This is a genomic window from Hydrocarboniphaga sp. (assembly GCF_965279055.1).
GTDB lineage: Bacteria > Pseudomonadota > Gammaproteobacteria > Nevskiales > Nevskiaceae > Hydrocarboniphaga.
The window spans coordinates 2,339,782-2,359,003 of the sequence record NZ_OZ257125.1 but is presented as its reverse complement, the minus strand read 5'-3'; the positions used below and the strand labels follow the sequence as shown (position 1 = coordinate 2,359,003).

Here is a 19,222-nt window from a genome sequence, read left to right as displayed (position 1 = left end):
AGCCCAGTGGCCGGAAGCGATTCCGGCCACTCTTTCAACGCTATTTTCCGAACCCTGTGCGCGCGAGCGCATGGGGTTTCGAATCATTGAGGACTTTCATCATGAGCACTCCTGTTACTGCAGCCCTGGTCAAGGAACTGCGCGACCGCACCGGCGCCGGCATGGGCGATTGCAAGAAGGCGCTGGACGCGGTCGGCGGCGACGTCGAAAAGGCCGCTGAAAAGCTGCGCATCGACGGCATGGCCAAGGCCGACAAGAAAGGCGGCCGCACCGCCGCCGAAGGCGTGATCGCCACCGCCAGCGACGCCACCGCCGTGGCGCTGGTCGAAGTCAACTGCGAAACCGACTTCGTCTCCAAGGGCGACGATTTCAAGGCGCTCGGCGAGACCGCCGCCAAGTTGGCGCTGAAGCACCGCCCGGCGACGCTGGAAGCGCTGCTGGCACTGAAGGAAGGCGACCAGACGCTCGAAGAGCTGCGCCGCGCCTTCGTCGCCAAGGCCGGCGAGAACACCACGATCCGCCGTTTCGAAGTGGTGGAGAAGGCCGGTGGCGCCATCGCCCAGTATCTGCACGGCTCGCGCATCGGCGTGGTCGTGGCGATGTCGGCCGGTGAAGACGAGCTGGCCAAGGACATCGCGATGCACATCGCCGCGTCCAGCCCGCGCTTCCTCGACGCGTCGGCCGTCCCGGCCGATCTGATCGAGGCCGAGAAGAAAATCATCGAGGCGCAGAGCGCCGACCAGGTCATCGGCAAGAGCGCCGAGATCGTCGCCAAGATGCTCGAGGGCAAGGTGCGCAAGTTCCTGTCCGAGATCACGCTGGTGGGTCAGCCCTTCGTCAAGGATCCCGACCAGTCGGTTGAAAAGCTTCTGAAATCCAAGAATGCCGGCGTGGCGCGCTTCGTGCGTCTGGCCGTGGGTGAAGGTATCGAGAAGAAGCAGGTCGATTTCGCAGCGGAAGTCGCTGCGGCCAGTCAGGTCTGAACCCTCGCTGAGGTAAACTGTCAGCAGATCGGACCGCTGCATGAGTGAACACGAAGGCCCCGGAAACGGGGCCTTCTGTCGAATAAGGTCGATAATAGAAAAACCACCAGATGAGTACGCCTATGCCCGCCACGCCCGCCTATCACCGCATCCTGCTCAAGCTTTCCGGTGAAGCGCTGATGGGCAACATGGATTTCGGCATCGCGCCGGACGTGATGAGCTTCATCGCCAAGGAACTCAAGGCGGTGATGGACCTGGGCGTTCAGGTGGCACTGGTGGTTGGCGGCGGTAACATCTTCCGCGGCGAAGGCCTGGCCCGCGCCGGCATGGACCGCGTCACCGGCGACCACATGGGCATGCTGGCCACGGTGATCAATGCGCTGGCGATCCAGGACGCGGTCGAGCGCATCGGCCTGCAGGCGCGGGTGATGTCGGCGGTGCGCATCAACCAGGTCTGCGAGGACTACATCCGCCGGGTTGCGGTGCGCCATCTGGAAAAAGGCCGCGTCGTGGTGTTCGCGGCCGGTACCGGCAACCCGTTCTTCACCACCGATTCGGCGGCCGCGCTGCGCGCGGTGGAAATGAACGTGGATCTGATCCTGAAAGCGACCAAGGTCGACGGCATCTACACCGCCGATCCGAAGAAGGACAAGACCGCGACGCGCTACAGCGAGCTGACCTACGACCAGGCACTGGACCAGCGCCTCGGCGTGATGGACCAGACCGCGATGGTGCTTTGCCGCGACAACAAGATGAAACTGCGGGTCTACGACATGGATCGTCCGGGCGCTCTGATGAGCATCGTCTGCGGCGACGAGTCGATCGGCACCCGCGTGCACGTTTAAGTCCGGCCCCAAGTTCGACTTCGCCCCGGGCGAGCCTCAAGGAGCAAGCAGCCATGCTGAACGAAATCAAGAAAGAAGCCGGCGATCGCATGCAGAAAAGCATCGACGCGCTGAAGACCGCGCTGACCAAGATCCGTACCGGCCGCGCCAGTACCGCGCTGCTGGACCATCTGACCGTCGAGTACTACGGCTCGGAAGTGCCGCTGAGCCAGGCCGCGCAGATCACGGTCGAGGACGCGCGCACGATCTCGATCACCGCCTGGGACAAGAACATGATCGGGCCGATCGAGAAAGCGATCCTGAAGTCCGATCTCGGCCTGAACCCGAACACCGCCGGCACCATCATCCGCATCATCATGCCGCCGCTGACCGAGCAGCGCCGCAAGGATCTGGTCAAGGTCGTCAAGGGCGAGGCCGAGCAGGCCAAGGTCGGCATCCGCGCGGTGCGCCGCGACGCCAACCAGGACATCAAGGATCTGGTCAAGGAGAAACTGATCAGCACCGACGACGAGAAGCGCGGCGAAGCCGATATCCAGAAGCTCACCGACCAGTTCGTCGCCAAGATCGACGAAGCCACCGCGCTCAAAGAAAAAGAATTGATGTCGATGTAATGCGCGAGCCTGCGTCTTGCAGGCTCGGCCGGATCGAACCCTAAGTGACCCAGCTTCCTCCGAAAATTCCTGCGGAAAAAATCCCGGTCCATGTCGCGGTGATCATGGACGGCAACGGCCGCTGGGCGAAGCAGCGTATGCAGCCGCGCGCGTTCGGCCATCGCGCCGGCGTCAAGTCGGCGCGCAAGATCCTGCGCGCCGCGCACAAGGCCGGCGTGCGTTACCTGACCGTGTTCGCGTTCAGCCAGGAAAACTGGAAGCGCCCGGAACTCGAAGTCACGCTGTTGATGAAGCTGTTCATCAACACCCTGATGCGCGAAGCCCAGGCGCTGCACAAAAACGGCGTGCGCCTGCGCTTCATCGGCGACCACGGCGATTTCTCGCCGGAACTGCGCGAGCAGATGGATCAGTCGGTCAAGCTGACGCGCCACAACACCGGCCTGCAGCTGCAGGTCGCAGTCGGCTACGGCGGCCAGTGGGACGTCGTGCAGGCGGCCAAGCGCGCGATCGCGGCGGGGCAGGAAATCACTGCCGAAACCATCGAATCGCATCTGGACACCGCCGGCGTGCCGGCGCCGGATCTGCTGATCCGCACCGGCGGCGAAATGCGCATCAGCAACTTCCTGCTGTGGCAGCTGGCCTATACCGAGCTGTATTTCTGCGACACGCTATGGCCGGAGTTCGGCGACGCGGAGTTCGCCGCCGCGCTGCGCTGGTACTCTGAGCGCGACCGTCGTTTCGGCCGCGTCGCGGAACAGGTCTGAAAACCTTGGGCGCGACGCCCGCGGGTCCGCTTGCCCTATTTGCTGCTGCGCCAGACGAGGATCGTCCATGTTGATGCAGCGCGTGATCACCGCACTCGTTCTGCTGCCGCTGCTGCTGGCGGCGGTGTGGTTTTTGCCGACGATGTGGCTGTACGGCGTGTTCTCGTTTGCCGGTCTGCTGATCGCCTGGGAATGGTCGGCGCTGATGAAGTTGCAAAGCACCGGCGCGCGCTACGGCTACGTGCTGCTGGCGGCGCTGGCGCTGGTCGCGGCCTGGATGTTCCGCACGCGCTGGATCAACCTGTCGATCGCCTCGCTGATGTGGTGGTGCTATGCGGCGGCGCTGGTGCGCACGTATCCGGCGAGCTTCGCGTCGCGCGCGCCGGGCAAGGCGGCGATGGCGCTGATCGGCCTGCTGCTGATCGTGCCGACGATCCTGTCGCTGGCGGTGCTGCATTCCGGTGGCGACATCACTTCAGTGCATAGCGGCTCGCTGCGGCTGCTCTACGTGTTCTTCCTGATCTTTGCCGCCGACACCGGCGCGTACTTCGCTGGCCGCCGCTTCGGCAAGCGCAAGCTGGCGCCGGCGGTGTCGCCGGGCAAGTCGGTGGAAGGCGCGATCGGCGGCCTGCTGCTGTGCGCGGTCTGGGCTTTGACCGGCGGCGTTTACGTGTTCTTCGACGGTGTCTACGCGCCGGTGGGCCGGCTCGCCGCGTTCGTCGGCCTGTCGATGCTGGTGGCGATGATCTCGATTCTCGGCGACCTCGCCGAGAGCATGTTCAAGCGCGCCGCCGGCGTCAAAGACAGCGGCACGATTTTGCCCGGTCACGGCGGCATCCTCGACCGCACCGACAGCCTGCTCGCCGCCGCGCCGCTGATGGCGCTCGGCCTGTATCTGCTGAAGCTCTGATGCCGGCTCCCATGCGCCGCCTCGTCGTCCTGGGTGCCACCGGCAGCGTCGGGCGCAGCACGCTCGACGTCGCCGCTCGGCATCCACAGCGGCTGCAGGTGTTCGCGCTGACCGCGGCGCGCGACGCCGACGGCCTGCTCGAACTGTGCCGGCTGCACAAGCCGAGCATCGCGGTGCTGGTCGATGAAGCCGCGGCTTTGAAGCTGCGCGCTGCGTTGACCGCAGAAGAAATTCCTTGCGAAGTGCTGACCGGCGCCGCTGCGCTGAGCGAAGTCGCCGCCGCCGGCGAAGCCGACATCGTGATGTCGGCGATCGTCGGCGCCGCCGGCCTGCTGCCGACACTGGCGGCGGTGCGCGCCGGCAAGCAGACCCTGATCGCGAACAAGGAGCCCCTGGTGATGGCCGGGCGGCTGCTGATGCGCGAGGCGGCCCGCAGCGGCGCCTGCATCCTGCCGATCGACAGCGAGCACAACGCGATCTTCCAGTGCCTGCCGCCGGACTATCGTTGCGGCGAGTCGCCGCGGGGCGTGCGCAAGCTGCTGCTGACGGCGTCCGGCGGCCCGTTCCGCGAATGGAGCGCCGAGCAAATTGCGGCGGCGACGCCGGCCGAGGCGGTGCGCCATCCGAACTGGAGCATGGGGCAGAAAATTTCGGTGGACTCGGCGACGCTGATGAACAAGGGCCTGGAGCTGATCGAAGCCTCGATGCTGTACGGCGTCGACGACACGCAGCTCGACGTCGTCATCCACCCCGAGAGCGTGATCCACTCGCTGGTCGAGTACGTCGACGGCTCGCTGCTGGCGCAACTCGGCCAGCCCGACATGCGCGTGCCGATCGCGCATGCGTTGGCCTGGCCGGAGCGCTGGGAGTCCGGCGTCGGCGGCCTGGATCTGGCCGCGCTCGGCCGTTTTCGCTTCGAGTCGCCGGACCTGGAACGCTTCCCCTGCCTGGGCCTGGCGCGTGCCGCGCTGCGCGCGGGCGGCCACGCTCCAAATTTATTGAACGCGGCGAACGAGATCGCGGTCGAACGGTTCCTGAACGGCCACATCGGCCTGAGCCAGATAGCGCAAATGATCGCAGCCTGTGTCGACGCCGGTCTCGGCGTCCACGCCCTACAGTCGGACGAGCTGGAAGCCACCCTGGCGGTCGACGCCTGGGCGCGCGACTGGTGCCTGCGCGAGCTGCCGCGGTTCTCGAAGACCGCAACCCTCCACGCCGAGAGTGCACGCCTACATGCCTGACATCGTCTGGTCGGTTGCCGGTTTCATCGTCGCGATTTCCGTGCTGGTGTGCTTCCACGAGTTTGGCCACTACTGGGTCGCCAGGACCCTGGGCGTCAAGGTGCTGCGCTTTTCGCTGGGCTTCGGCACGCCGTTCAAGACCTTTGTCGCGCGCGACGGCGTCGAGTGGTCGATCGCGCCGCTGCCGATCGGCGGCTACGTCAAGATGCTCGACGAGCGCGAAGGCCCGGTGGCGCCGCACGAGCGCCATCTCGCCTTCAACAACCAGAGCCTCGCCAAGCGCGCGGCGATCGTCGCCGCCGGGCCGGTGTTCAATTTCATGCTGGCGATCGCGCTGTACTGGCTGGTGTTCGTGATCGGCACCGAGGGCCTGAAGCCGCTGATCGCGCAACCGCCGGCAGGCAGCGTCGCCGCCAGCGCCGGTTTGCAGGCCGGCGACGAGATCGTCGCCGTCGACGGCGAGGTGGTGCAGACCTGGGCGGTGCTCGGCACCGATCTGATCGAGCGCGTGCTCGACGGCGGGAATCTGCCGCTGACGGTGCAGAGCAAGGGCGGCGTGCCGAGAGAAGTGTCACTGGATGTATCGAAGGTTCGCGTCGATCCCGAGGTGCTGTTCGACGATCTGGGCCTGTCACCTTACGAGCCGATGGCGCCGCCGGTGCTGACGCAGATACTGAAAGGCAGCCCTGCTGAAGCTGCCGGCCTGCAGGAAGGCGACCGCGTGCTGAGCCTGGACGGCGCCGCGATCAACAGCCCGAGCCAGCTGGTGAGCTGGGTGCGCGCGCATCCGGGTGCGATTGCCGAAATCGAGATCGATCGCGGCGGCGAGCGCTCCAAGCGTCGCGTGGTGCTGGAGACCACGCAGACCGAAGGTAAAGCTTACGGACGCCTGGGTTCCGGCGTGGCGACGCCCCCCGACTTGTGGCAGGATTTGCGCGCCGAACGCCGGCTGGACTCTCTGGCAGCGATTCCAGCCGCGGCGGAGCAGACGTGGCGCATGAGCTGGCTGACCTTGCGCATGCTCGGGCGGATGGTGATCGGCGACGTGTCGGTGAAGAACGTCAGCGGTCCGATACAGATTGCACAGGTGGCCGGAGATTCCGCCCGGGTCGGGCTGGTGTCTTTCCTGAGCTTCATGGCGATCGTCAGCGTGAGCCTCGGCGTTTTGAATCTGTTGCCGGTGCCGGTACTGGACGGCGGGCATCTGCTGCTGTTTGCAATCGAAGGGGTCAAGGGCCGTCCGTTGTCTGAGCGGGCCATGGCGGCGAGTCAGTACCTGGGTTTTGCCTTTATCGGCACGCTGATGGTGCTGGCGTTCTATAACGACATCATGCGTCTCATCTAGACGCATCGATCGATTCTCGTATTCAGGGTAAAGACCCAAAAAATGGGCGCAAAGAAACCGCGTTTCAAGCTCAAGCTGATTGCCGGCGCTGCCGCCGCGATGTGGCTGCCCGCTGCCGTCGCCTTCACGCCGTTCACGATCAAGGAGATCAAGGCCGAAGGCCTGCAGCGTCTCGAGATCGGCACGGTGCTGACCTATCTGCCGCTATCAGTCGGTGACCAGCTCAACGACCAGACCTCGCGTCAGGCGATGCGCGCGCTGTATGGCTCGGGCCTGTTCGAAGACGTGAGTCTGGAGCGCGACGGCGAATCGCTGGTGATTCGCGTCAAGGAGCGCCCGGCGATTTCCGGATTCAAGATCGACGGCAACGACAAGATCGGCGGCGACGATTTGAAGAAGTCGCTGACCGAAGCGGGTTTGGCAGAAGGTGAACTCTTCAAGCGCGACCTGCTCGAGCAGGTCGGCCAGGAACTGCAGCGCCAGTACTTCGCCAACGGCTACTACGACGTGCAGATCGACACCGAGGTCAAGCCGGAGCCGAACAACCGCGTCAACATCAACATCAAGGTCATCGAAGGCAAGGTCACCAAGATCAAGGACATCAACTTGATCGGCAACCATGCCTTCACCAAGGACGAACTGCTCGAGGCGTTCAAGCTCAAGCGAACCAACTGGATGCCGTTCCAGAAGACCGACCGCTACTCCAAGCAGCAGCTGGTCGGCGATCTGGAATCGCTGACCTCGTATTACCAGGATCGCGGCTATCTGAAAGCCAACATCGATTCGGTGCAGGTGCAGCTGTCGCCCGACAAGAAAGACATCTACATCACCGCCAACGTCGAAGAAGGCCAGATCTACAAGGTCAGCAGCGCGCGCTTCTCCGGTGAAACCATCCTGCAGGTCGATTTCCTGGCCAAGCTGCTGTCGACCAAGGCCGGCGACATCTTCTCGCGCAAGCTGGCGACGGAAAGCTCGGACCGCATCGAGGCGGCGCTGTCGGACATCGGCTATGCCTTCGCCAAGGTCACGCCGCTGCCGGAAGTCGATGAAGAAAAGCGCGAAGTCGCGCTGAATTACGTGGTACAGCCGGGCAAGCGCACCTATGTGCGCCGCGTCAACTTCACCGGCCACGGCGACACCCACGACGACACCTTGCGCCGCGAAATGCGCCAGCTGGAAGCCGCGCCGTTTTCGAAGAGCTCGGTGGAGCGCTCGCGCGTGCGTCTGGCGCGCCTGCCGTTCGTCGAGGAGGCCGAAGTCGACACCCAGCCGGTGCCGGGCACCGACGACCTCGTCGACGTCAATTTCAAGATCAAGGAACGCGCGCCGGGCAGCGTGCAGTTCGGCGTCGGTTACTCCGGATCCGCGGGCTTCCTGGTCACCGGCAGCCTGACCCACACCAACTTCCTCGGTACCGGCAATCGCGTCAGCCTGGAAGCCAATCGCAGCCAGATTTCCAAGGTATTGAACCTGAGCTGGACCGATCCGTATTTCACCTCGGACGGCATCAGCCAGACCGCGTCGGTGTTCTACCGCAAGTCCGAATCGGTGATCCGCTATAGCTCGGGCTTCAACTCGAACATCATCGGTTTCAACCTGACTTACGGCATCCCGCTGTCGGAATACACCAGCCTGCGCGCCGGTTTCGGCATCGAAGAGACCGCGCTGGAAGCCTTCCCCGGCCAGACCTCCGACGAAGTGCTGCAGTTCATGCTCGACAACGGCTCGCGCTTCGACACCTACCAGTTGCGTACCGGTATCGCGCGTGACACCCGCAACAAAACCTTCTTCGCCACGCGCGGCTCGCTGCACCAGTTCTTCGTCGACGCCAGCGTGCCGGGCAGCGACCTGAACTACTACAGCGCGACCTATCGCGGCGAGCAGTACGTGCCCTTGCCCTACAAGTTCGTGTTCACCACCACCGCCAACGTCGGCGTCGTCGACGACTACGGCAGCGGCAAGAAGAGCGAAGTGCCGCCCTACGAGTACCTGTTCGCCGGCGGCGCGCGCACCGTGCGCGGCTACGACGACGGTACGCTGGGGCCACGCGACACGCCCTACGATAATCCGCTGGGCGGCAAGGTGCGCGCCACGATCCAGAACGAGCTGATCATCCCGCTGCCGGTCGAGACCGACCAGAAATCGACGCGCATGAGCCTGTTCTACGACGTCGGTCAGGTTTATGCTGCGCCCCGCGATGTCGATCTGGGCGAGTTGAGAACATCAGCCGGTGTCGCGTTCCAGTGGTTCACGCCGTTCCTGGGCCTGCTGGAAATGAGCTACGCCTGGCCGCTGAACGACGTGCCGACCGACGACACCAAGCGCTTCCAGATTACTTTCGGCAGCGGTTTCTAAGGCCGTTACGCCGAGTTTCGTTACACTGCATCCGACTATCACAAGCAACCACAAGAGTGTTTCCGACCGCTATGCATAAAGTTTCCAAGCTGATCGCCTCTGTATTCGCCGCCAGCCTGATGCTGGTCGTCGGCTCCGCCACCGCACAGGCCCAGGGCAAGATCGCCACGATCCGCGCCGCCGAGCTGGTGCAGCAGTCGCCGCAGTTCAAGGCCGGCCAGACCCAGATGAAGTCGGAGTTCGACAAGCGCAAGAGCGACCTCGAAGCCGAAGCCAAGAAGCTCGGCGAAGACCTGCAGAAGTTCAAGCGCGAGCAGGACGTGATGAGCGCCGACGCGCGTTCCAAGACCGAAAAGGATCTGAACACGCGCAAGATCGACTTCGACTACAAGCAGCGCCAGTTCGGTGAAGACTTCCAGAAGCGCGACAAGGAACTCACCGAAAGCATGATGGGCAAGATCAAGGCCGTGATCGAAGCCGTCGCCAAGGAGAAGGGTGTCGACGTCGTCGTCCAGGATCCGGTCTACGCGACCGCCGCGATCGACATCACCGACGACGTCCTGAAGCGCCTGCAGACCGCCGGCGCCGGCAAGTAATCGGTCTCAAGCGCCTGCGACGCCTCGGCTGACATGAGTCGCGTCGCTGCCGCTTATACGCTGGGCGAACTCGCCCAGCGCTTCGGCCTCGACGTTATCGGTGACGCTGCTGCCAGCATCTCCGGTGTCTGCACCTTGAGCCCCGGCGAGCCGGGGCGCATCGGCTTTCTCGCCAATCCCAAGTATCGCGCAACGCTGGCGCAGACCCGCGCCGGCGCCGTCGTGGTCGGCAAACGCGATGCCGCAGCGCTGGCCGGCAACGGTCTTGTTGCAGCCGACGCGGCGCGCGCGTTCGCGCAGATTGCGCGGCTGTTCGACCGCAATCGCGACTTCGAGCCCGGCGTGCACGTCAGTGCCGTGGTCGACAGCGACGCGGTGATCGGCCAGGGCGTGCATATCGGCCCGCAGGCGGTGATCGAGGCCGGCGCGCAGATCGGCGACGGCAGCTACATCGGCCCGGCCTGCATCGTCGGCGCCGGCGCGCAGATCGGGGCCGGCGCGCGACTGGAGGCGCGGGTGCATATCCATCGCGGCGTGCGCCTCGGCCTGCGCTGCCAGATCCAGCCCGGCGCGGTGATCGGCTCGCGCGGTTTCGGCAACGTGCCCGGCCCTCAGGGCTGGGAAGAAATGCCGCAGCTCGGCAGCGTGGTGATCGGCGACGACGTCGAAATCGGCGCCAACACCACGATCGACCGCGGCGCCATCGACGACACCGTGATCGCCAACGGCGTGCGCCTCGACAACCTGATCCAGATCGCGCACAACTGCCGCATCGGCGAGCACACTGCGATCGCGGCTTGCACGGGTATTGCAGGCAGTACCACGGTCGGCGCGCGATGCATGATCGGTGGTGCGGTCGGCATCAATGGCCACATCACGATTGTCGACGACGTGATCATCCTCGGCCGCGCGATGGTGACGACCTCGCTGCTGGAAAAAGGCGTATATGGATCGGGCCTGCCGATCGCGCCGGCAAAAGATTGGCGTAAAACCGTTGCGCGCGTCCGCCGGCTGGGGAAGCTGGAAGATCGCGTGCGCAGCCTCGAACAGAAAACAGGGATCAAGACGCATGACGACGGGGACGACGGGAACGATGGAAAAGATCAACTTTGACATCCGCGACATCATGGGGCTGCTGCCTCATCGATATCCGTTCCTGCTGGTGGATCGCATCATCAGCCACGAGCCGGGTGTCAGCATTGTCGGCATCAAGAACGTGACGATGAACGAGCATTTCTTCGTCGGCCATTTTCCGCAGCTGCCGACGATGCCGGGCGTGCTGATGCTGGAGGCGCTGGCGCAGGTCAGCGGCATTCTCGCGGTGCTGAAGTCCGGCCTGCGTCCGGACTGCGGCATGATTCTGTACTTCGCCGGCATCGACAACGCCCGCTTCAAGCGGCCGGTGATTCCGGGGGATCAGGTGCTGCTGCATGCGCGCCTCGACAAGCAGAAGCGTGATCTGTGGAAGTTCACCACCAAGGCGATGGTCGGCGACGAGCTCGCCTGCGAAGCCGAAATGCTGTGCGTGCTGAAAGACACCAGCCGCGCGGCGACGCCCGGCATGCCATGAGCGCGCCGCTGATCCATCCGACGGCGATCGTCAGCGCCAAGGCGCAGCTGCATGCCTCGGTCAAGGTCGGTCCGTACAGTGTGATCGGCGATCACGTCAGTATCGACGAGGGTACGGTGATCGGCCCGCATGCGGTGCTGGCCGGGCCGATGAAGATCGGCCGCAACAACCAGATCTTCCAGTTCACCAGCCTGGGCGAGGTTTCGCAGGACAAGACCGCCAGGCAGGACGAGCCGACCAGCGTCGTCATCGGCGACGACAACGTGATCCGCGAGTTCGTCACGATCCAGCGCGGCACGATGAAGGAATACGATACCAAGCAGGGCGAGACGCGGCTTGGTGATCGCAACCTGATCATGAATTACTGTCATCTGGCGCACGACTGCATCGTCGGCAGCGACACCATCTTCGCCAACAACGCCAGCCTTGCCGGGCATGTCGAAATCCAGGATTTCGTGATCCTCGGCGGCTATACGCTGGTGTATCAGTTCTGCCGTATCGGCGCCCATGCGTTCACCGCGTTTTCGGCCGGCGTGTCCGGTGATATTCCGCCGTTCGTGATGGTGCAGGGCAATCCGGCGTCGCCGCGCGGCATCAACAAGGAAGGCCTGCGCCGCCGCGGCTTCGCGGTGACCGAAATCAGCGCGATCGAGGACGCCTACAAGCTGATCTACCGCTCCGGCAAGGTCATGAGCGAGGTCAAGGCCGAGCTGCCGATGCTGGCGCAGAACTCGTCCAGCGTCGCGCTGATGAACGCCTTCATCGCATCCGGCGGCAAGCGCCCGCTGCAGCGTTGAGCGCAGCATGACCGGCTCGTCGCTGCTGCGGCCTCCGGTTTTTGCGCTGATCGCCGGTGAGCTGTCGGGTGACCTGCTCGGCGCCGCGCTGATCAAGGCACTGCGCGCCTTGCATCCGGGCGCGCGTTTTTACGGCGTCGCCGGCCCGCGCATGATCGAAGCCGGCTGCCAGGCCATCGCCTCGATCGAAACCCTGTCGGTGATGGGCCTGGCCGAAGTGCTGCCGGCGATTCCGCGCTTGCTGCGGCTGCGCAGCGAACTGATCACGCACCTGTCGAAAACCGACCGGCCCGACGTCGTCATCGGTATCGACGCGCCGGACTTCAACCTCGGCCTGGAAAAGCGCCTGCGCCGACTCGGCCTGCGCACCGTGCACGTGGTCAGCCCGTCGGTGTGGGCCTGGCGTCGCGGCCGCGTGCGCGGCATCGTCGAGGCCGCCGATCTGCTGCTGTGCCTGCTGCCGTTCGAGCCGCCGTTCTACGCGCAGGAGATTGAGCGCCAGGCGCTGCAGCCGGCGAAAGTGGAGGGTCTGCCACGGCGGCGCTTCCAGGCGCGCTACATCGGTCATCCGCTGGCCAACGAGCTGGACGCCTCGATCACGCAGCAGCAGGCGCGGGAGGCGCTGGGCCTCGGCGGCGACGGTGCGGTGCTGGCGGTGCTGCCGGGCAGCCGCGGTAGCGAGATCGAGCATCTGAGCGAAGCCTTCGTGCAGGCGGCGGCCTGGCTGCGGGTGCGCGTGCCGGGGCTGCGCTTCGTCACGCCGATCGCCAAGCCGGCGCTGCGCGAGCGCTTCGCCAAGGCGATCGCCATGCACGCGCCGCAGCTGGACTGGACGCTGCTCGAAGGCCAGTCGCGAGAGGCGATGCGCGCCGCCGACGCGGTGCTGCTGGCCTCCGGTACGGCGACGCTGGAATGCCTGCTGCTCGGCCGCGCGATGGTCGTCGCCTACAAGGGCTCGGCGATCACCGCCTGGCTGATGCTCAGCGCCGGCCTGCTGAAGACGCAATACGTCAGCCTGCCGAACCTGCTCAGCGCGCAGCCGCCGGTGACCGAGCTGCTGCAGAACGCGGCGACGCCGCAGCGCATCGGCGAGGCCCTGCTGCCGCTGCTGCGCGATCCGGCGGCGCGGCAGGTGCAGTTGGCCCAGTTCGACGCCGTGCGCGCGGAGCTGCGCCGCGACGCCGGTGCCGCGGCGGCCGAGGCGATCACCGATCTGCTGCGCAATCGCCGCGGTGATTGAGCGCCGCGGCGGCGAGTCGGACGCCGCAAACCCCGGCGCTTGCGATGTCCGCCGCTGTCAAGACTGGTCGTAGGACGCCGAGGGCCTAAAATCGACAGGCCGATGAAACGCCGAATTTCCCTGTCCACTCACCTGAGCTTGCTGGGCGTCCCGCTGGTCGCCGGTGTGGACGAGGCCGGGCGCGGCTGCCTGGCCGGGCCGGTATATGCGGCGGCGGTGATCCTGGAGCCGGGGCACGGCATCCGCGGGCTCGACGACTCCAAGAAGCTCAAGGCCGTCGAGCGCGAACGGCTGTTCGACAAGATCCAGGGCCGCGCGCGCGCGTTCGCGATCGCGCGCGCCGAACTCGACGAAATCGAGAGCCTGAATATCCTGCACGCGTCGATGCTGGCAATGCAGCGCGCGATCGAGGCGCTGCAGCCGGCGCCGCTGCATTGCCTGATCGACGGCAACCGGCTGCCGAGAAAGCTGCCTTGCCCGGGCGAGGCGGTGATCGGCGGCGATGGCATCCATGCGTCGATCATGGCCGCGTCGATACTGGCCAAGGTCGCGCGTGATCGCGAGATGCAGCGGCTCGATCGCGAGTATCCCGGCTATGGCTTCGCCCGTCACAAGGGTTACGGCACGGCGGACCACCTGCTGGCCTTGCGCAAGCTCGGCGTCAGCCCGCAGCACCGCATGGGCTTCGGGCCGTGCATGCGGCCGGATCTGTTCACCTCGGAGTCGGCGATCGAAGCCGCGCTCGGCCAGGCGCTGGTCGCCAGCGAACTCGACGACGGGACGGACGGCAGTAGCCCGAGTGAAACCCGGGATGAATCCGCAACGATGCCCGGTTTGCCCCGGCTTACGGCGGCACCGTGAGCTTCGTCCACCTGCGCCTGCACAGCGAGTATTCGCTGACCGATTCGATCGTGCGCATCGAGCCGCCCAAGCGCAAAGGCGGCGGCAGCGGCGGCACGCTGACCCTGGCCGTGGCCAAGCACCGGCAGCCGGCGGTGGCCCTGACCGATCGCATGAACCTGTTCGCGATGGTCAAGGTGTACAAGGCCGCCGAGGCCGCCGGCATCAAGTCCATCGTCGGCGCCGACGTCTGGCTGGCCGAGCGCGCCAAAGGCGATGGCCACGAACGCCTGACGCTGCTGGTGCAGAGCGATCTCGGCTATCGCAATCTGACCCGGCTGCTGTCGCGTGCGTATACCGAGGGCCAGAGCCGCGGCACACCGCTGCTGGAGCGCAGCTGGCTCGCCGATACCGGCGAAGGCCTGATCGCGCTGACCGGCCGCGACGGCGGCGCTTTCCGCGCGGCGGCGGCGGAGAACGTCGAGGCGGCGCTGGCCTCGCTCAACGAATTGAAGCTGCTGTATCCGGGCCGGCTGTACCTGGAGATTTCGCGCTGCCAGCGGCCGGGCGACGACGCCTGGGTCGATGCGGCCGTGGCGCTGGCAAAACATCGCGAGCTGCCGCTGGTGGCGACCAACGACGTGCGCTTTATCGAGCGCAAGGACTTCGCCGCCCACGAGGCGCGCGTCTGCATTGCGCAGGGCCGCGTCATCAACGACGACAAGCGCCCGCGCGAGTACACCGAAGAGCAGTACATCAAGAGCTCGGAAGAAATGCGCGAGCTGTTCGCCGATCTGCCGGAGGCGATCGAGAACACCCTGCAGATCGCGCGGCGCTGCAGCCTGTCGCTGAAATTCGGCACCTACTACCTGCCGGACTATCCGGTGCCGCAAGGTCACGACACCAACAGCTGGCTGAAGGCGCAGGCGCATGAAGGCCTGACCCAGCGTCTGGCCTCGATCACGCCGTATGCCGCGGAAGCGGTGTACCGCGCGCGTCTGGACTACGAACTCGGCATCATCGAAAAGATGCAGTTTCCCGGCTATTTCCTGGTGGTGGCCGACTTCATCCAATGGGCCAAGGCGCATGGCTGCCCGGTCGGGCCGGGGCGCGGTTCCGGCGCCGGTTCGCTGGTCGCGTATTCGATCGGCGTCACTGATCTTGATCCGCTGCCGTACAACCTGCTGTTCGAGCGCTTCCTGAATCCGGAGCGCGTGTCGATGCCGGACTTCGACATCGATTTCTGCATGGACAACCGCGATCGCGTGATCGAATACGTCGGCCAGAAATACGGCCGCGAGCGCGTCAGCCAGATCGTCACCTACGCGACGATGGCGGCGCGCGGCGTGGTCCGCGACGTCACCCGCGTGCTCGGCCACGGCTATGGCTTCGGCGATCGGCTGGCCAAGCTGATCCCCGGCACGCCGGGCGCGACCCTGGCCGACGCGGTCGAGGAAGTGCCCGAGCTGAAGCAGGCCTACGAGTCCGAGGAGGACGTGCGCGCGGTGCTGGATCTGGCGCTGGAACTGGAAGGCACCACGCGCGGCGTCGGCGTGCATGCCGGCGGTGTCGTCATCGCGCCGCGGCCGCTGACCGACTTCGCGCCGCTGATGTGCGAAGCCGACGGCGCCGGCATGCGCACCCAGTTCGACATGAAGGACATCGAGTCCATCGGCCTGGTCAAGTTCGACTTCCTGGGTTTGAAAACCTTGACGGTGATCCAGGAGGCGGTCGAGAACATCGAAAAGGCGCGCGGCGAGCGGCTCGAAATCCTCAAGCTGCCAATCGACGATGCGCCGACTTACCAGCTCTACGCCAGCGGCGACACCACCGCGGTGTTCCAGATGGAATCGCCGGGCATGCAGAAGGCCTCGCGCGATCTGAAGCCCGACACCTTCGAGGACATCATCGCGCTGGTGTCGCTGTATCGCCCGGGACCGATGGACCTGATTCCGGAATATTGCGCACGCAAGCGCGGCGACAGCGAAGTCAAATACGCGCACCCGCTGATGGAGACCGTGCTGCAGCCGACCTATGGCATCTTCGTCTACCAGGAGCAGGTGATGCAGATGTCGCAGCGCCTGGCCGGCTACACGCTGGGCGGCGCCGATCTTCTGCGCCGCGCCATGGGCAAGAAAAAAGCCGACGAGATGGCGCAGCAGCGCGCGATCTTCACCGAGGGCTCGCTGAAGAACGGCATCGACGAGGGCGTCGCGACCGAAGTTTTCGACCTGATGGAAAAGTTCGCCAACTACGGTTTCAACAAGTCGCATGCGGCGGCCTACGCGCTGGTGAGTTACCAGACCGCCTGGCTGAAGACGCATTACCCGGCCGAGTTCATGGCCGCGGTGCTGTCCTGCGAAATGGACCACACCGACGCCGTCGTGACCATGCTCGACGAATGCCGGCGCATGAAGATCAAGGTGCATGCCCCGCACATCAATCGCAGCTTCCTGCGCTTCACCGTGCCGGCGCCGGGCGAGATCGCCTACGGCCTGAGCGCGATCAAGGGCGTGGGCGAGGGCGCGGTCGAGGGCATCATCGCCGAGCGCAAGGCCCATGGGCCGTACAGGGACCTGTTCGATTTCTGCAGTCGCATCGACCTGAAGCGCGCGAACAAAAGAGTGCTGGAGGCGCTGATCTGTTCGGGCGCGCTTGACGACTTCGGGCTGAATCGTCCGTCGCTGATGGCGACCTTGCCGAAAGCGCTGCAGATCGCCGAGAAAGCCGCGCAAAGCGCCAGCTCCGGCGTCTTCGACATGTTCGGCCTCGGCGACGCCGGCACCCAGGTGCAGGACCAGGTCGCCGCCTCCAATCTGCCGGACTGGTCGCAGCACGAGCTGCTCGACAAGGAGCGCGAGACGCTGGGCTTTTATCTGAGCGGCCATCCGATCGAAGCCTGGCAGGACGTCATCGGCCCGACCTGCTCGGGCACGATGCGCGAGCTGATTCATCTGCATGCGCAGCCGGCGCCGGTCAATGCCGAAGGCAAGACCCAGTGGCAGCCGCGCACCAAGAGCCTGTTCGGCGCCTGGGTCACCGACCTGCGGTTCTTCAAGGGCGATGGCAAGTTCAGCCGCGCCAGCTACAAGGTCACGCTGGACGACCGCAGCGCGCAGTTGTCGACCTGGATCGACGCCGACAAGTGGGCGCGCTTCCAGGGCTACGTCAAGACCGACAGCCTGATCTTCGTCAACGCCGAAATCGCGCTGTCGCCGGGCAAGGAAGGCCGCGAGCCCGAGCCGCGGCTGTACAACCCGGAGTTCTATTCGCCGGCGCAGCTGATGAACGACTACGCCACGCGGCTGACCCTGAGCTTCCGCCGCAGCGCGCGCGAGGTGGTCGAGCTGCGCAAGCTGTTGACCCCGTTCAAGAGCGAGCGCGGCGCCGCGGTCACCGTGGAATATGCGAACGCGCGGGCGCGCACCGTGCTGGATTTCGCCCCGGACTGGCGCATCCGCGTCGAGCCGGCGAGCCTCGAGCTGCTGCACAAGCTGCTGGGCGCGGATTGCGTTAAAGTCGCCTACAAGCGGTACCAAGCCCCGGCACCGGAGCGCAAGTTCGACAACAAGCGCAGCTTCGCCAGTGCCGCCGCAGACGACGAGTGAAAACAGACGGATCTATGAACCTCAATTATCTGGATTTCGAACAGCCGATTGCCGATCTGCAGCAGAAGATCGAAGAACTGCGCTTCGCCACCGCCGGCAGCGAAGTCAATCTGACCGAAGAAATTTCCCGCCTGCAGGTCAAGAGCGAGGAACTGACGCGGCGCATTTTCAGCCAGCTCAATCCGTGGCAGGTGGCGCAGCTCGCCCGCCATCCGCAGCGGCCCTATGCGCTGGATTACGTCAAGGCGCTGTTCACCGACTGGGAAGAACTCCACGGCGATCGCCATTACATGGACGATCCGGCGATCGTCGGCGGCATGGCGCGCCTCGACGGCCGCGCGGTCATGGTGATCGGCCAGCAGAAGGGTCGCGACGCCAAGGAGCGCGTCTACCGTAATTTCGGCATGCCGATGCCCGAGGGCTACCGCAAGGCGCTGCGGCTGATGCAGATGGCCGAGCGCTTCAACCTGCCGGTGCTGACCTTCATCGACACGCCCGGCGCCTTCCCCGGCATTAGCGCCGAAGAGCGCAACCAGTCCGAAGCCATCGCGCGCAACCTGTTCGAGCTGTCCAAGCTGCGCACGCCGGTGATCGCGACGGTGACCGGCGAAGGCGGCTCCGGCGGCGCGCTGGCGATCGGCGTCGCCGACCACGTCATGATGCTGCAGCACAGCATCTACTCGGTGATTTCGCCGGAAGGCTGCGCCTCGATCCTGTTCAAGTCCGCCTCGCGTGCGCCGGAAGCGGCCGAGGCGATGCGCATGACGGCCAAGGACCTGTACGAGTTCAAGCTGATCGACGAAATCATCCCCGAGCCGCTGGGCGGCGCGCACCGCGACTACGCGGCGACGATGACGGCGGTCAAGAACCGCCTGGTCGCCAACCTCGAGCGCCTGCGCGCGCAGCCGATGACCAAGCTGCTCGGCGATCGCTACAACCGTCTGATGTCCTACGGCGCTTACGAGACCAAGCACTGATCGGCGATTCGTTGCGGTAATGAAAAGGCTCCTGAAAAGGAGCCTTTTTGTTTTGAGTGCGGCAGTCGAAATGTAGCCCGGGTGCAACCCGGGGTGCTTCCGCGCGACCGGCCGAAAATCCCGGGTTTCACCCGGGCTACGGTCCGGCCAGTTGGTTCAAAGCCTCGCGCATCTCGTCGACGCTCATGAAATGCCGGATCTCGCCGACCTGCTTGCCCTGGGTGTCGATCAGCGCGATCCAGCCGGTGGCCTTGTTGGCCATGTAGAGCGGGTAGACGCCGAGTTTCTTCGACTGCTCGCGTGAGGCCGCTTTGCGCTCCTCGTTGGTGACGTCGAGCTTGACGAACTCGATGCGCTGCTCGAACTCCGGCTGCACCTGCGCGAGCTTCGGCGCCAGCATTTTGCAGTTCATGCACCAGTCGGCGTAGAACCACACCGCCATCGGTTTGTCGCCGGCCTGCGCGAGGTTGGCGAACAGGCTCAGCAGCAGGGTCAGCGTCAGGCTCAGGGATTTCATCGGCGATATCGGCGGCAGGTTCG

At 65.3% G+C, this 19,222-nt stretch carries 17 protein-coding genes; 16 read left to right on the top strand and 1 reads right to left on the bottom strand.

Annotated elements, in window-relative coordinates:
* The first annotated feature begins 101 nt into the window (after nucleotides 1-101).
* The 16 genes from tsf to ACQZF9_RS10535 all read left to right on the top strand — a co-directional run bounded on the left by tsf (nucleotide 102) and on the right by ACQZF9_RS10535 (nucleotide 18,682).
* Nucleotides 102-983, top strand: a complete 882-nt coding sequence (tsf, locus tag ACQZF9_RS10610; RefSeq protein WP_428313202.1) for a translation elongation factor Ts — start codon at nucleotides 102-104, stop codon at nucleotides 981-983.
* Nucleotides 984-1,105: 122 nt separating this feature from the next.
* Nucleotides 1,106-1,828 (top strand): UMP kinase, encoded by a 723-nt coding sequence (gene pyrH / locus ACQZF9_RS10605; protein WP_428313201.1) that lies wholly within the window; start codon nucleotides 1,106-1,108, stop codon nucleotides 1,826-1,828.
* A 53-nt stretch (nucleotides 1,829-1,881) separates the two neighbouring features.
* Nucleotides 1,882-2,439 carry a ribosome recycling factor gene (gene frr / locus ACQZF9_RS10600; protein WP_428313200.1) on the top strand — a complete coding sequence of 186 codons (558 nt, stop codon included), beginning with the start codon at nucleotides 1,882-1,884 and terminating at the stop codon, nucleotides 2,437-2,439.
* Between the two features lie 44 nt (nucleotides 2,440-2,483).
* The gene (gene uppS, locus ACQZF9_RS10595) at nucleotides 2,484-3,203 is read left to right on the top strand and encodes a polyprenyl diphosphate synthase (protein WP_428313199.1); all 720 of its coding nucleotides are present in this window, start codon (nucleotides 2,484-2,486) and stop codon (nucleotides 3,201-3,203) included.
* Between the two features lie 67 nt (nucleotides 3,204-3,270).
* Nucleotides 3,271-4,113, top strand: a complete 843-nt coding sequence (locus tag ACQZF9_RS10590) for a phosphatidate cytidylyltransferase (RefSeq protein ID WP_428313198.1) — start codon at nucleotides 3,271-3,273, stop codon at nucleotides 4,111-4,113.
* Entirely contained in the window at nucleotides 4,113-5,354 is a 1,242-nt protein-coding gene (locus ACQZF9_RS10585; RefSeq protein WP_428313197.1) for a 1-deoxy-D-xylulose-5-phosphate reductoisomerase, read from the top strand. The genes ACQZF9_RS10590 and ACQZF9_RS10585 overlap by 1 nt, the downstream gene beginning before the upstream one ends.
* A complete protein-coding gene (gene rseP / locus ACQZF9_RS10580) occupies nucleotides 5,347-6,699 on the top strand; it encodes an RIP metalloprotease RseP (RefSeq protein ID WP_428313196.1) in 1,353 nt (450 codons plus the stop codon). Before ACQZF9_RS10585 ends, rseP begins: the two co-directional genes overlap by 8 nt.
* 42 nt (nucleotides 6,700-6,741) lie before the next feature.
* Nucleotides 6,742-9,054 carry an outer membrane protein assembly factor BamA gene (gene bamA / locus ACQZF9_RS10575; RefSeq protein ID WP_428313195.1) on the top strand — a complete coding sequence of 771 codons (2,313 nt, stop codon included), beginning with the start codon at nucleotides 6,742-6,744 and terminating at the stop codon, nucleotides 9,052-9,054.
* A 71-nt stretch (nucleotides 9,055-9,125) separates the two neighbouring features.
* Nucleotides 9,126-9,650, top strand: coding sequence for an OmpH family outer membrane protein (locus ACQZF9_RS10570; RefSeq protein WP_428313194.1), 525 nt, complete (start codon nucleotides 9,126-9,128; stop codon nucleotides 9,648-9,650).
* A 33-nt stretch (nucleotides 9,651-9,683) separates the two neighbouring features.
* Entirely contained in the window at nucleotides 9,684-10,763 is a 1,080-nt protein-coding gene (gene lpxD, locus ACQZF9_RS10565) for a UDP-3-O-(3-hydroxymyristoyl)glucosamine N-acyltransferase (protein ID WP_428313193.1), read from the top strand.
* Complete coding sequence (gene fabZ, locus ACQZF9_RS10560; RefSeq protein ID WP_428313192.1) at nucleotides 10,744-11,220, top strand: 3-hydroxyacyl-ACP dehydratase FabZ; 477 nt, start codon at nucleotides 10,744-10,746, stop codon at nucleotides 11,218-11,220. Before lpxD ends, fabZ begins: the two co-directional genes overlap by 20 nt.
* The gene (gene lpxA / locus ACQZF9_RS10555) at nucleotides 11,217-12,017 is read left to right on the top strand and encodes an acyl-ACP--UDP-N-acetylglucosamine O-acyltransferase (protein ID WP_428313191.1); all 801 of its coding nucleotides are present in this window, start codon (nucleotides 11,217-11,219) and stop codon (nucleotides 12,015-12,017) included. Before fabZ ends, lpxA begins: the two co-directional genes overlap by 4 nt.
* A 7-nt stretch (nucleotides 12,018-12,024) precedes the next feature.
* The gene (gene lpxB, locus ACQZF9_RS10550) at nucleotides 12,025-13,257 is read left to right on the top strand and encodes a lipid-A-disaccharide synthase (protein WP_428313190.1); all 1,233 of its coding nucleotides are present in this window, start codon (nucleotides 12,025-12,027) and stop codon (nucleotides 13,255-13,257) included.
* 102 nt (nucleotides 13,258-13,359) lie between these two features.
* Entirely contained in the window at nucleotides 13,360-14,118 is a 759-nt protein-coding gene (locus tag ACQZF9_RS10545) for a ribonuclease HII (protein ID WP_428313189.1), read from the top strand.
* Nucleotides 14,115-17,705 (top strand): DNA polymerase III subunit alpha, encoded by a 3,591-nt coding sequence (gene dnaE / locus ACQZF9_RS10540; RefSeq protein WP_428313188.1) that lies wholly within the window; start codon nucleotides 14,115-14,117, stop codon nucleotides 17,703-17,705. The genes ACQZF9_RS10545 and dnaE overlap by 4 nt, the downstream gene beginning before the upstream one ends.
* A 14-nt stretch (nucleotides 17,706-17,719) precedes the next feature.
* A complete protein-coding gene (locus ACQZF9_RS10535; RefSeq protein ID WP_428313187.1) occupies nucleotides 17,720-18,682 on the top strand; it encodes an acetyl-CoA carboxylase carboxyltransferase subunit alpha in 963 nt (320 codons plus the stop codon).
* Nucleotides 18,683-18,818: 136 nt separating this feature from the next.
* Here the strand turns inward: ACQZF9_RS10535 and ACQZF9_RS10530 are convergent, their stop codons facing one another.
* Nucleotides 18,819-19,199, bottom strand: coding sequence for a thioredoxin domain-containing protein (locus ACQZF9_RS10530; protein ID WP_428313186.1), 381 nt, complete (start codon nucleotides 19,197-19,199; stop codon nucleotides 18,819-18,821).
* Nucleotides 19,200-19,222 lie beyond the last annotated feature (23 nt).